Below are 14337 nucleotides of genomic sequence, written 5' to 3' on the forward strand. Positions count from 1 at the left end.
TACTACGTACTACTTTACAAACTAAATTATGGCAAAATTAACCAATATCTCCTGCCTTTTGCTCTGCGCAACATGTGGCGCTAGCCCACTCTTTTCAGTAGCCCAACAAGCAATGACCTATAATGGTTTGGTCAAGGATAAGCAGCTTAATGTAGGCCTAGCTGGAGCTACCATAAGAACCTCCAGCGGAAAGTACACTTCAACAGATAACGAAGGAAAATTTCAGCTCCTGACATCACCGGGGGATTCTCTGACCATCACCTCTGTGGGGTATGATAGCTACCGGGTAGCCCTGACCAGTACTCCAACACTTATTATCCCCCTAGTCAAGTCGGCAACCCAGTTGGAAGAAACCGTTGTCATTGGCTATGGTTCGATCAAAAAAAGTTCTCTAACCGCCTCGGTGTCAAAAATTGAAAATAAAAATTTGGACCAGGTTCCAAGCGCAAGGCCGGAGACCGCACTTCAGGGTAGATTACCTGGATTAAATATCTCGCAGACCCGAAGTACCCCGGGTGCCGCTCCCGTCATACGTATTCGCGGTATAGGCTCAATTTCTGCTGGAAATGATCCGCTTCTGGTCGTTGACGGATTCCCTGGGGCGAGCTGGTCCAATATCAATGCAAATGACATTGAATCCATCGAAGTACTGAAAGATGCATCAGCGGCATCAATATATGGGTCGCGTGCTTCTGGCGGGGTCATCATCATTACCACAAGAACAGGGAAAGCGGGTAAGCCCGTGGTACGTGCAAATGTCCTGGCGGGATGGTCACAACCTATCCTGCATGACGATTTTATGAACAGCCAAGAGTATTATGAAACCATTATCAAATATCAGAATCGCGAATACTTTTATGTAGGTGGTGATACCAGCCTCCCACTGTGGGGGGACTCACGACGCCCTGCAGGCTACCAGGTGAATCCGGATATACTGAATGGTAACGACGTCAACTGGCAAAATGCAGTGACCAAAAATGCGCCTTTTCAAAGTTATGATCTTTCCGTAACCGGGGGTACTGAACAGAGTAAATATTACCTCTCTGCAGTTTATAAAGACCAACAGGGAACTCTATTAAACACCTTTTTCAAGAGTTATGGCATGCGAGCTTCCGTAGACACGAAGATCAACGAACGGTTCCAGATCGGTGCAATGCTCAACCCAACCTATCAGTCAGCTCGCACCTCCCCATTGACAATGGACTCCTACAATAAATACCCACCATTTGTTGCGATCCAAAATCCGGATGGAAGCTACCCTAAAGCACGGGACTATTGGGGCTTCAACGTATCCTCACAAGCCAACCCAATGGGAATCTTGATGGGAACCAATAATCAGGGACAGACACTCAGTGCATTGGGCAATATCTATGCCGTCTACAAAATCCTCGATGGCCTGACATTGAAAACGACCCTGAATGCAAATATGTTTTACAACAATACGGACAAGTTTCAAGCTTCTTGGGCATCCAATACCGGACTTTCCTCGGGCAGTGCCGCAGATTCCCGCATCATCACGCTGCTCAATGAAAACACGTTAAATTATAACAGAACGTTTGCCCAACATCATGATGTTTCTTTAATGGCAGGCGCTTCTTACCAAAAAGCTACAAGCCGAAATATCAATTTACTGGCCGTCAACGGAACATTCAACAACAATATAATTGAAACATTAAATAATGCTTTGATCAATCCCAACGGAAGCAATACCTTAAAATCCGTCTGGGGAATGATTTCTTATTTTGGACGTGCAAATTACGCGTATAAAGAAAAATACTTACTCTCTGCCTCCATCCGTACAGACGGTTCGTCGCGGTTCGGACCCGATAACAAATGGGGGCTATTTCCCTCAGCATCCGCAGCCTGGCGTATTAGCAAAGAAAATTTTATGCTGGACCAAGAGCTGATCTCCGACTTTAAATTGCGTGCAAGTCTGGGAAATTCAGGCAATATGAACATTGGCGATTTCGCTTATTTAGGCTTGGTCACTGGGGGATTATATACAGTAAATGATCAAACACAGAACTGGTTAGCACAAAGCAGTTTTGGCAATAACAAACTAAGCTGGGAAAAAACCAATGAGTTTGACCTTGGTATTGACCTGTCGTTTTGGACAAATCGACTTTCAATCACCGCCGACTACTACCGTAAACGTACAAAAAACCTGCTCTACCAAGTCTCCATCCCCGGTACAACCGGCTTCACCAGCTCACTATCCAATATTGGCGAAATCGAAAACAAAGGCTTCGAATTTGATCTGAACAGCAAAAATCTCATTGGCAAATTGAAATGGAACACAAATTTCAACTTCTCATTCAACCGTAACAAAGTGATTAATCTGGGCGGTGTCAATGAAAGGATGACGTCCATTTCCTATGGTATGAACTGGCTACTTCGCGTGGGCGAGCCGATGTTTTCCTACTACGGATATAAACATATTGGCGTTTTCCAGAGTGAGGAACAACTAAACAGTTTACCGAAACTGACAGGTGAAAAGCTTGGTAATCCCATTTATGAAGATATCAATAAAGATGGCAAAATAACAGCTGACGACCGTAGCATCCTTGGTAACTTTATGCCCAAAAGTTACTGGGGGATGACCAATACATTTTCTTACCGCAACTTCGATCTTTCTTTCACCCTGCAAGCCGTAATCGGATCAAAAATGTACAATTTCGAGAATCAGTTTTATCAGGGTTCTGTATTGGGGAATATGAGAAAGTCGCTGGTTGCCGGCTCTTGGTGGTCGCCACAAGAACCCGGCGATGGCCATACTCCAGCCTTGTCCCTGAGCCAACTAAGTTTTAATGCCAATTCGGACCTTTACATCGAAGATGCCTCTTTTTTGGCTTTGCGTAATATCAATTTTGGGTACACTTTCCCGACAGATTTATCTTCAAAAATGGGCATAAAGAGCCTTCGGCTATTTACCTCGGTAAACAATGCTTTCTTATTGACAAAAAAAGGTTTTCACGCCTACAACCCCGAAGGTTATACGGGTGGTGAAGTCGGCGGTATCAGCAGTACGCCCGGTTATAATGTGGGCTCTGAACCCATAAGCCGTGTGTACACCTTTGGATTAAATCTCAGTTTTTAATTATTAATGTGTGCCTATCATGAAATTAAACACAACAATCCTGCTACTGGCTTCAAGTTTGCTGTTCGGCAGCTGTACGGATGAATTATTGAACACAATTCCACCATCATCTCTGACAGACATCAATTATTACAATGATGCTAACGATATGGAAAAAGCCGTCCTCGGTATTTATGCTAAAATGCAAAGCCGAAAGCCAAATGATTATCAGTTGCTGGAGCTTTCTTCCGATAATTTATATGGATCAACCAATACCGGTTTTGCGGGCATTCCTGAAATAGATGCATTGGCCATCTCTCCGACCAATCCTATCCTGACCGCTTTCTGGCAGGAAAGCTATGCGGGAATTTTTAGGGCCAATGCCGTAATTTCGAATATAGACAAACCTAAAGATTATACTGAGAGCAAAAAAAATCAGCACCTGGGCGAAGCTAAGTTTATGCGGGCTTTATTTTATTTTGATCTGGCCCGAACTTTTGGTGCTGTTCCTAAAGTACTTACAGCATTGTCCATTGACGAAGCCAGGCAATACAAAAGAAGTGCTACGGAAGCGATTTACGATCAAATCATTCAGGACCTGAACGATGCAATTGAAAAACTTCCATTAAAATCAGCTTTATCCAGAAATCGGGCAAGCAAGGAAGCAGCTCTTGCACTGCTTGGTAAAGTATATGTGGCAAAAAAAGACTGGACGAACGCCGAGACCGTGTTGCGACAATTTTTCACCAGTTATGGAGATAATTATATGCTGGTCGCTGACTATAATCAGTTGTGGTCACTGGAAAACGAGAACAATAGTGAGGTTCTTTTCAGCATTGGCTATACCGACGGTACCAACGGTCAAGACCTGTCCACAGCATTTGTTCCCAATGGCGGAATTTATAATCTGGTGTCCCGTGGTTCTGAGGTTGCTCTCCCCTCCTGGAGTCTACATAAGAAGATTCAGGCTGATGATACACGTCTTCGCAAGACGGTTGAATCAAATTATTTTTCCGCAGTATCAGGCGGACAAAATGCTATCTATTTTCCATATGCCTCCAAATTTATTGTCAAACACACGGCATTGGCAGCGGGATTGGATCTTCCCGTTCTTCGATTGGCCGATGTCATTTTATTGTATGCAGAAGCGCTGAATGAAAACGGCAAACTTGGCGATGCAATAACACAGCTCAATAAAATACGTCAAAGGGCATTCGGAAGTCAAAATCATAACTACAGCATCGATCAGCTGACACAAAAAGACCAATTTGTTACCGCACTGCTCGATGAACGACAGATCGAGCTAGCCTTTGAATGCGAACGGTGGTACGATCTGGTCCGTCAAGGAAAAATGACGGCAGTGATGAAGGTCGAAGAACGTAATTACAATCCTTCCTCGCAGATCGCTCAGAAAGTCACGTTATCCCCCAAAGATTATATGCATCTTTTCCCGATTCCACAAACAGAAATCGATCTGGTCGGAAAGACCATCCTTGAGCAGAATCCAGGCTATTAAAACGCATATATAGCAATGTTGGTCATCACCAGCATTGCTATATTATAAGTTTGCCGCACAGGCTGTTTGATTTTCACAATAATTTGTTTGAATTCTATATATTTTGTTTCCATTAATGGAATTATTTTTGTCGACAAATTATCAAGATGGAAAAAAACACTAAACCCAGACAATCTTTTATTCCGACGATACTGGCTTTTGCACTTGTTCCAATAACAGGGCTTGCTACCGACATCTATCTCCCTTCGATGCCACAAATGGCTCTGGAACTCGGTCTCAGCGAAGGTCATATCCAGTTAACGCTTTCATTGTTCCTAATCAGTTATGGTGTCGCACAATTCTTCACTGGCGCGCTTGTAGATGCATGGGGACGATATAAAACTAATCTGATTTCATTGTTTCTATTTATCCTTAGTTTTTGGATAACCGCAACCACACATAATATCTGGGTCATTTACGGCATGCGTATTTTGCAGGGTATTCTTTCTGCATTCGTCGTCATTTCCAAACGGGCTTACTTTGTCGATGTGTACGAGGGCGAGCAGCGCAAACATTACCTCAGTATTATGACCATCGTCTGGTCAATCGGGCCTATTATTGCTCCCTTTATTGGCGGATACCTGCAAACACAGTTTGGATGGCGGTCTAATTTTATGGTTCTTGCCGTTTATAGTGCTATCCTTTTTGTGCTGGAATTGATCTTCTCTGGAGAGACGATCAAACAAAGAAAACCATTGCACATCAGCTATCTTATCGGCGAATTTAAAATGATGTTAAAGACAAATGACTTCACCTTCGGCGTATTGATGTGCGGGATATCTTATGGACTTGTTATGTTTTATAACCTTAGTGGTCCATTTTTCATCGAACACCAACTGGGTTACGGGGCAATCACGACAGGGTATACATCACTTATCATGGGATTGGCCTGGATGTGCGGAGGCTTTATTGGAAAAGCGTTGATCAAAAGAGCCCTCCTCCCCAAATTGCGAATTGCTAATTTCATTCAGATCATCTTGGTGTTAGTCATGATTGTGGTCTCTCCTTATATAGCAAATTTATATACGTTGACATTCTTCGCGTTTGCCATCCATTGCACGGCCGGATTTATATTTAATAACTATTTCAGTTATTGTCTGGGCAGATTTCCATTGTCTGCCGGGATTGCGGGCGGATTAGTCGGGGGAATTACCTACCTGGTCACATCCTCCCTAAGTTATGGCACCGTCAGCCTGGTCAACCCTTCGTCTCAGCTTGAAATCGGACTGGGCTATGCCTTATTTGCGGTACTGGGCTTGTTCACTCTTCTTTTCATTAGTAAGCTAGCTAAAACGAATAGGCTGTAATATAAACAGATAAAACTACACTGTAGATTTTAAGCCACACATTCCGATAACGAGGTTATTTTATTTTGGAATAAGTTTAAAAACAGTTATCTTTGTATCATCATAATTTAGGTTTATAATTGGTTATTGAAGGTTTTCATTCTCCCCGTTTGAAAACCTTTTTTTGTGCGATACAATTTCCTTTAATTTTCTTTCACACTAAATTTCTCGATGTAGGTACGCGGACTTTCTTTATAGAATTTCTTAAAGGTTTTACTAAAATATTTTGGATCATTGAAACCTACTTGATAGGCAACTTCACTGATACTCAGCTCACTGTTGTGTACTAATATTTGTGCTGCTTTTTTTAGTCGGACCATATTGATAAATTCGACCAGATTGAGGCCAGTTTGCTGTTTTATTTTACGGTATAAAACGGATCGGCTCACCCCTATTGCCTTCGTCAATTCCTGTACCCCGAAGTTTTCACAGCCCAAGTTTTCCTCCATCACCCCCAGTACCTGATCCAAAAAACGCGTTCTTTCGGTTGTCGCTGTTTCTTGGCCGCCTAGCAGATAATTCTGTACAAACTTTTCTTCCAAACGTTTTCTTGTCTGTATAATGTTTGTTATTTTCTGAATCAGATGCGGCATACTGAATGGCTTGGTAATATAATCGTCGGTACCAATTTCAAAAGCTTCAGTAATATAAGGGTCCGCCGTTCGGGCAGTCAATAAAATAACGGGAATGTGGTTTGTGCTATTATCATTTTTTATTTGCTGTAATAATGTTATCCCATCACAATTGGGCATCGTTACGTCAGAAATAATAATGTCAGGCTGCATCGTATGAACTAATGCCAGCGCCTCATTTCCGTCATTGGCCTCTAACACCAAATATTTCTTGCGTAAATTTTCAGAAAGGAAACATCTGAGCTCCACATTATCTTCAGCCACAAGTATAATCGGTTTTTCATCTGCTATGCGTTCCGCTTCCACTTCGTTTTTTTCGGGATTATCCAGCTGTTGATCCGTGTGCTCGGCCACATCGGATTCAGCCATATTCGTTAAAAGATCCGTGGTACTTGTGGCATCCATACCCAAATTCTGCTGTGGCAGACTAATCCTGAAAACAGTGTTGTACGCCAAAGCTTCTTTCGCCATATTACTTTCGACAGTTAACAAGCCGCCATGTAAATGGATAATGGATCGTGACAATGCAAGTCCAATGCCACTGCTGGTGGCGACAATTCCGTCAGTATTTGCCTGGTAAAATTGTTCAAATACATGAGGAATATCTTTTGCCGGAATCCCTCTACCGGAATCCCATACGGAAATAAGTAGTCTGGTATCAACTCCATCATCCTGCAATTCGCTTTGTACTTTTATCCGTCCCCCCTTATCTGTAAATTTAAAGGCATTGTAGATCAGATTGACAAGTACTTTTTCAAACTGTTCAGGATCCAGCATTGTCCTGTAATCAAAGGGGATATTATTTTCGAGAAAAAACTGGATGTTGTTCTTTTCTGCTATAAAATGGAAGTTTAATAAAACATTTTTAAGGTATTCGGCGACCAGGACTTTCTGATAGTTAAGTTTCATTTTTCCACCCTCCTGTTTTCGAAAATCAAGCAGCTGGTTAACCAGATTCATTAAACGGTCAGCATTCCGTGTGGCATAGCCCAAATGTTCTTTTGCGTACTCCGATAGCGAATGATCCGTTTTCAACTGGTTCAAGGGACCTATAATCAACGACAAAGGTGTACGGAACTCATGTGAGATATTTGTAAAGAAATTCAGTTTAGCTTCGTGCAATTCCTCTTGTTTTTCGGAAGCGAGCTTCCGAATCAAAAGGTCGCGTTTTAGTTTATTTCGACCATGAAAAAAACGAATAATTAAAAATACAACAAAGCCTAAAATCAAAAAATAACCGGTATAGGCCCACCATGTTTTCCATGGCGCAGGCAGAATCCTTATTTTTAACACCCGTGGCTTTTCATTCCAGATACCATCGTTATTAGATCCTTTTATCCAGAGTTCATAATTGCCCGGATCTAAATTCGTGTAGGTCGCTACCGGATTTGTTACGTAATTCCAATCCTGATCAAAACCTTTTAAATAATAGGCATATTGGTTTTTTTCGGGATGAACATAATTCAACACACTGAATTCTAAGCTAAATACATTCTGATTATGATCCAGCACCAATTCATCGATCATGGAAATATCCTTGGCGATTACGCCATCCACGTCAGGTCTGACAGTACGGTTAAACAGTTTGAGATCGGTAAACTGTATCGGCGGCACATAACTATTCACACTCAGACTATCGGGATTGAACAGGGTAAAGCCAGAAAAACTACCGAAAGCGAATTTTCCGTCGCGCAGTATTGTGGCTGCATTTTGAATATACTCATTCCCAGGTAAGCCATCCACTTTTGTATAACTTCTAACGCTTCCTGTCTGCGGATCGAAACAGGTAATCCCAGTGTTGGTACTCAACCATAATTTGTTTTTAAGATCGCTCAAAATACCAAAAACATTGTTTATCGGTAGACCATTCTGTTTATTGAAACGCTTAAAAGCTTTCTTTTCGGGTAGATACCGATTTAGCCCCCCCATATAGGTTCCGATCCAGATCTGTCCTTTTCTATCTTCATGAATGCTGATAATATCGTTGCCGCTAATCGAAAGGGTGTCATTTTTGTGGTTGAAAAAAGAGACGAATTTATCTGTCCCTGCTATTTTGAGATTTAGCCCATTGGAAGTCCCTATCCATAAGTTACCTTTGGAATCCTCCATGACTGCTCTAACCATATTAGATCTCAACTGTTTACCGGCAACGTTGAAGGTCTGAAAATAACCGGTTTTTTGATTTTTCCGCTGTACCTGCAAACCGCCACCAAATGTTCCGATCCAAATATCCCCCTGACGATCTTCCAACAGCGCATAGACATTATTGTTAGCTAGCCCATTTGTCGCATTTGGATCAAAACGAAAATGTTCGTATGCCTGCTGCCCCTTACGCCTCAAATTTAATCCACCATCATAAGTACCAACCCATAAATTTCCCTCCCGATCGCGACAGATAGATTTCACATTGTTATGGCTTAAGCTTCCAGCATTATTTTTATCGTGCCTTTCATTAAAAAATGAATTGGTATATCGGTTAAAATAATTCAATCCACCACCTTCTGTACCTATGACTAGTTCTCCATTCGGATTCTCCAAAAAAGCGCTGACTACATTATAGCTCAAGCTATTCCTTCGGGACTGATGCGTAAAGTTTTGAAAATTAGGTATATCCTTATCATAGATATTAATTCCGCCAAAATAGGTTCCGATCCAAATAGAACCTCTTTTATCCTGAAAAATTGGTCGAATAGAGTTGTTACTTAAACTATTGGGATTATTATCGTCAGCCTGTACAAATAATAGCTTTCCATTTCGGTACAGATAGAGACCATTGAATGTTCCAATCCAGATGCTCCCATCATCAGCCTTCTTTAGTGAACGAACATCTTGGTTTGCTAAATTTGCAGTCTGGCTGTCATGACCAATCAGGGAAGATACTTCGCCCGTATTTTCATTGATTATTTTTATGCCGTTGTATTTCGTTCCTACCCAAAAAACTCCTGGGGAAAATTCCAGTACAGCCTGAAATCGTTGATTTACTTTATTAACCAGTCCTTTCTGATTGAAATAGGTCCGTAACACTTTCAATCTATTGCCATCCTTAGAAGCTGACTGCATCAGTACGATTGCATCATCTGTACAAAACCATAATCTTTTCTTCCCGTCCTCGTATATCGTCCTAAAATTTCTAAAATACGAGCGGCCATTGCTCCCTTCAACCGTAATCTCATTAAAAACAAGCTCTGCCTCCAAATGAGGGCCTTCTTTTATCCGGTATAATCCAACATTTGTTGCGACCCAAATTAGGTCTTTAGAATCCTGGAAAATCTGATGCACATTTACTTCTATCTTCCCACTTGTACTCTCCACGACTGGCAAAGGAATACGCGTAAAATTATCTGCATCACGATTGTATAGGTTAAGGCCACCTGTTGTGCCTACCCAAAGTCGTTTTTTCCTGTCTTCAGTAATCGCCTGTATAAAATTATGTTCTAAAGAAACACTATCCTGAGGATTGCTTCTGTAAATTGTAAACTTGCGGCCATCATATTTATTCAGTCCGTCGCGGGTGCCGATCCACATAAATCCCAAGTGGTCCTGTTCAATAGCAAAAACACTACCTTGCGACAAACCTTCGTTTACATCCAGATGTAAAAAACGATAGTTCTTTTCCTGTGCATGAGAAATAGAAAAGGTAATCAGTGAACTAAAAACCCAGAATATACAAATACGCAATGGCATCATAAGGAATATAATTGAAATGGATAGGCTAAAAATAATCATTCCATTCTATAAAACACCAATAGTTATTTATTTAACCTATCATTTAGTTGTTGCTCATAAAGCGACTCAATCCGCATTTTTTTGTTTTGATTTTCCCAAAATCCCATGGGCCTATCTTTAAATCTTCCGGGGATTTTTTCGCCCCTTACTCCTATCGCAAAATTTTGTCCGGATGCCCAGGGCCGCTGTACTGTCGCTCCCCGGACTTTACAATTCCATAATACCTGTGTGACTCCGGCCCAGCCATGCCCGCTTCCCCAGTTACCCCGATCCTGAACATTAATTTCGCCATCGGTCGTAATCTGATCGTACAGGGTGCCTACTGCCCAACGATGATGTGGGCCAATATCCGCATGGGTATTCGTTGCAGTGGACAAGCTAAAAACGTTTGGTCCCAAAGTTCTTGCTCCCGTGACATAGTCATGCCTTCCTTCTGTGGTATATAATTGAGTAAACAGATTGAGCTGTCCATTGTTATTGAATGAATACCTACGTCCCCCTGTAATTTGAGATTTGGGATCCAGGCATTTCGAGTTGATGACGGATGTTTGTTTTGCGAAGGCTCCCAAGCTTACCGCCGCATAACCAAAATAGCGTGCTGTAATGTTGCGTACCCAGGCATTTTCAACTTTATCAAGCTCAACGGCTATCCAGCCATGGTTTTCGTCCGTTTCATTGGCAAATTCGGATTCAAAACGTAAATTTTCAACCCCTACTTCCTGAATACGTCCCGGAAACTTAAACGGGACGACCGATACTTTACCGAACTGAGGATCTATGGCCATAACGACCGGATTATCCAAAAACAGCGTATCTCCGCTAATAGCTGCGATAACACGTTCAAATTTCAATTTATATTCTTTGGTTGTCCATTGTTTTGTTCCTTCCCTTGCTATAATTTGGTCCATTTTAACTGCTTTAATCCACGCCGCATTGAGTTCATAAGAAAGAAGTACTGATGCCCCTTTCTGAAAATCGCGACCGTCATCCACAACGACATACTTACTTCCGACGGGGATATATATTGACTGAACCACATGTCCTTTAGCCTGATCTTCGACATAGTTACCATCACCTGAAATTTTCAATAGGCTACGCTGTTGCTTTCCTGTCGCACGCAATAGCGTTTCACCTTCTGCATCCCCTTCTCCTCTCAATACGATACCACTCGATTTGATGAGTAAACTGCCGGGGATATTGTAAGTTCCTTTTTTCAGCATTATCGTCCCTCTATATCCATCTTTATCGAGGGGTTTTCTTGCTATTTCATCGATAGCCCCCTGTATCATCTGCTGATCAGTCCCATCTGCTGTAGGGCGCAATGTGATAATGCTGGCGACAGTGGGAAGCGGTCGATCCCCTTGGTGATAGCCAACCCGACTGAAATCAGGGACCATATTTCCCTTATCATCCGGAAAATAGATGAGTTTACCCTCGGGGTCTTTTCGAACCAGGCTAGACTGTGTCCGTCCTGAGCGTAAGTTTTCCTCCCGAAGCAAAGCTTCTAAAAAATAGTAGTCAGCATAACTTAAGGGCTTATCGACCTCTGAATTGGATGGTTTTGATCCCGTACTATGCAGTAATATAAATCCCTTATTTTTATTTTGGGGGGACATATATCCATCAATTAGATTTGATAATATCGTACGTGCCCTGTCTAGATGCTCCTTTCCCTGATTACTAAACGTACTCAATTCCAATAATCCGGATGCGATCACGGTCGCAGCTGAAACATCCCTCGGTTCATTTGGAATATGAGGTGCATCAAAATCCCAATAAGGGATTAAATCCTTAGGCATTCGAGGATGGGCAAAAAGCCAGTGTGCGACTTTCTCGGCTTGCTCTAGGTATTTCGGATCACCTGTTTCGCGATAGCACATGGTATAACCATACAGGGCCCATGCCTCGCCCCTAGCCCAGGTAGACTCATCACTAAAACCCTGGTGTGTATTTCTGTGCTTTATTTGACCGGTGACAGGATTATAGTCAATGACATGATAAGTGCTGTAATCCGACCTAAAATGGTTTTTCATTGTTGTGTTTGCATGGCTAACAGCAATGTGGTAATAAGTAGAATCCCCCGTCAGTTTTGTTGCTTCAAAAAGCAACTCCAGATTGAGCATGTTATCAATAATGACCGGAAAATCCCAACGATGGCTATTATGATCCCAAGAACGGATGCATCCGACCTTGGGGTTAAAGCGTGTTGCCAAAGTTTTAGCGGATTGGATAATGACATCCCTATAATGTGCATTGGCCGTAAGACGATAACCGTTACCAACACTACAGAAAATCTTAAAGCCCATGTCATGGGTTTTCCCATTATACTGTTCGCCCTCTATACCTCCAGTCAATTCACCCGCCAGCTCTTTCCATTTATGTTTGCCGGATTTCTCATACAAATACCATAAAACCCCGGGGTAAAATCCACTTGTCCAATCGCCACGCTTTACTGCCACTAACTCGTTGTTTTCAGATAGTGTACGTGGAGAAGCCAAGGTAGAATCCGCTTTTTTTAGCACCTGTAGCTCTTCATAGAGCAATTGCGACTGCCGATCAGCAAGGACCCAGGCTTTTTTCAATTGACTGGTGCTCTGGGCTTTCATTTCCTCAGCACCACAAAGGATATACGTTATGCACAACATCCAAATGACAAACCGTTTTCTGCGGTTAAAACGACTCGAAACATCTACGTATTTTGATAGCAGCCTATTTATATTGAAAATCATATTACATTTAGGTTTATTTAAGTAAAAGGTTAATGGTCAGATTTATCGTTGGAATAGCATTATTACACGGTGATTATAGCCAGATTAAAGGATTGCGGATAGGCAAGTTACGAATGACCTCTTCCTCCTTGGGATTATGATCCAGCCTAGCCCAAAGTTTCAAATAGGTACTGTCTTGGTAAGCATTTGCGGCAAAGACAAGAGCAGGCTGAGCAATAGGCCACTGCTCCCAGTACATTACGTCTTTTTGATAAGGCCATTTGGCTTTATCTTCGATATAAGGGATCATGAAATCGATCCCTTTTTTTATTGTACGCCCATCGGACAGCGTGTGTTGCCATAGCGGTTCATCTACTGTTGATAGGATATGACAAATCATGGCCATTGCATCTAGGTTAAAAAGTGAATATCCAAAAGGTTTCGTGCGTTGAAGTTCCCGTGGAAAACTACCGTCTTTTTCCATCTGATTGGGCAGTAAAATTTGTTGATAGCGTTCACTGCACATCTTGAGCAAAGCTGTATCCTTTACTAAGCTGGCAAAGGAGGCCACCTGCATCACCCAACAGGTGCCATGATTATTTGCTGCATTCATTTCATCTTTACCGTATTGATGCTCCGTCAACCAGCGTAAATAGGCAGCAAACCAACGATGTATGGCCTCTTTGGTTGACTGTGGAAAGTTTGGATCATTTTCGAGCACTTTTACGCCCTGCGCCACTTCCATTAAATGAATGGTATCAATAATCCCGATACCACGCCCTGTAAATCGTCCTTGCACAGCTTGCGCATACAGCAAATTTGGACTCATCATGGTCGTCGAATCAACAAACCAGGCATTCAAATGGAGCAGCGCCTGTTGCACGTATTTTTTATCCGGCTGCAAACGATAAGCAGAGGCTAATCCGCCTATGATTCTGCTAAAGCGGATCATGGCTTTTCGATGGGCGACAAAATTGGCAGGATTACTCATGCCGTCCCGTTGAATATAAGGTGCATGGGCATCCTTTGGATCGGGCCACCAATAGTCACCCTCCGAGTAAAAATCATGAATCCCCCCGCTGCTTCGAACCGCAGGATAGGCCGCGACGGTTATAGGCATCTGCTTCATCGCCCATTTTGACTGCTTCTTTATAATAGGACGCAAAACGGCCGCGATCTCTCTGTTAAAATATGTATTGGGTTGCTTCGCCCCTGTCAATAGTGGGAGCAGCACAATCCCAATAAATGTGTAAACTAGTCTGGAGATTGATTTTAAATTCATTTCCTTAGATTT

The 14337-nt window shown here is 42.3% G+C and carries 6 protein-coding genes; 3 read left to right on the top strand and 3 right to left on the bottom strand.

What is annotated here, in order from left to right; translation table 11 throughout:
* Window positions 1–28: 28 nt before the first annotated feature.
* The 3 genes from ABTV71_RS19375 to ABTV71_RS19385 all read left to right on the top strand — a co-directional run bounded on the left by ABTV71_RS19375 (window position 29) and on the right by ABTV71_RS19385 (window position 5938).
* The gene (locus ABTV71_RS19375) at window positions 29–3097 is read left to right on the top strand and encodes a SusC/RagA family TonB-linked outer membrane protein (RefSeq protein WP_433900740.1); all 3069 of its coding nucleotides are present in this window, start codon (window positions 29–31) and stop codon (window positions 3095–3097) included.
* Window positions 3098–3116: 19 nt separating this feature from the next.
* A complete protein-coding gene (locus tag ABTV71_RS19380; protein WP_433900741.1) occupies window positions 3117–4592 on the top strand; it encodes a RagB/SusD family nutrient uptake outer membrane protein in 1476 nt (491 codons plus the stop codon).
* A gap of 146 nt (window positions 4593–4738) precedes the next feature.
* Complete coding sequence (locus tag ABTV71_RS19385; protein ID WP_121123751.1) at window positions 4739–5938, top strand: MFS transporter; 1200 nt, start codon at window positions 4739–4741, stop codon at window positions 5936–5938.
* Between the two features lie 182 nt (window positions 5939–6120).
* Here the strand turns inward: ABTV71_RS19385 and ABTV71_RS19390 are convergent, their stop codons facing one another.
* The 3 genes from ABTV71_RS19390 to ABTV71_RS19400 all read right to left on the bottom strand — a co-directional run bounded on the left by ABTV71_RS19390 (window position 6121) and on the right by ABTV71_RS19400 (window position 14325).
* Window positions 6121–10296 (bottom strand): hybrid sensor histidine kinase/response regulator transcription factor, encoded by a 4176-nt coding sequence (locus ABTV71_RS19390; RefSeq protein WP_433900742.1) that lies wholly within the window; start codon window positions 10294–10296, stop codon window positions 6121–6123.
* A gap of 62 nt (window positions 10297–10358) precedes the next feature.
* Entirely contained in the window at window positions 10359–13064 is a 2706-nt protein-coding gene (locus ABTV71_RS19395; protein WP_433900743.1) for a hypothetical protein, read from the bottom strand.
* 73 nt (window positions 13065–13137) lie between these two features.
* Complete coding sequence (locus tag ABTV71_RS19400) at window positions 13138–14325, bottom strand: alginate lyase family protein (RefSeq protein ID WP_433900744.1); 1188 nt, start codon at window positions 14323–14325, stop codon at window positions 13138–13140.
* Between the last annotated feature and the right edge of the window lie 12 nt (window positions 14326–14337).

The organism is Sphingobacterium puteale (assembly GCF_050986225.1).
In the GTDB taxonomy this organism is placed as follows: domain Bacteria; phylum Bacteroidota; class Bacteroidia; order Sphingobacteriales; family Sphingobacteriaceae; genus Sphingobacterium; species Sphingobacterium puteale.

Coding starts and splice junctions, on each gene's coding strand:
- ABTV71_RS19375 (WP_433900740.1), top strand. CDS start 29: ATGGCAAAATTAACCAATATCTCCTGCCTTTTGCTCTGCGCAACATGT.
- ABTV71_RS19380 (WP_433900741.1), top strand. CDS start 3,117: ATGAAATTAAACACAACAATCCTGCTACTGGCTTCAAGTTTGCTGTTC.
- ABTV71_RS19385 (WP_121123751.1), top strand. CDS start 4,739: ATGGAAAAAAACACTAAACCCAGACAATCTTTTATTCCGACGATACTG.
- ABTV71_RS19390 (WP_433900742.1), bottom strand. CDS start 10,296: ATGATGCCATTGCGTATTTGTATATTCTGGGTTTTTAGTTCACTGATT.
- ABTV71_RS19395 (WP_433900743.1), bottom strand. CDS start 13,064: ATGATTTTCAATATAAATAGGCTGCTATCAAAATACGTAGATGTTTCG.
- ABTV71_RS19400 (WP_433900744.1), bottom strand. CDS start 14,325: ATGAATTTAAAATCAATCTCCAGACTAGTTTACACATTTATTGGGATT.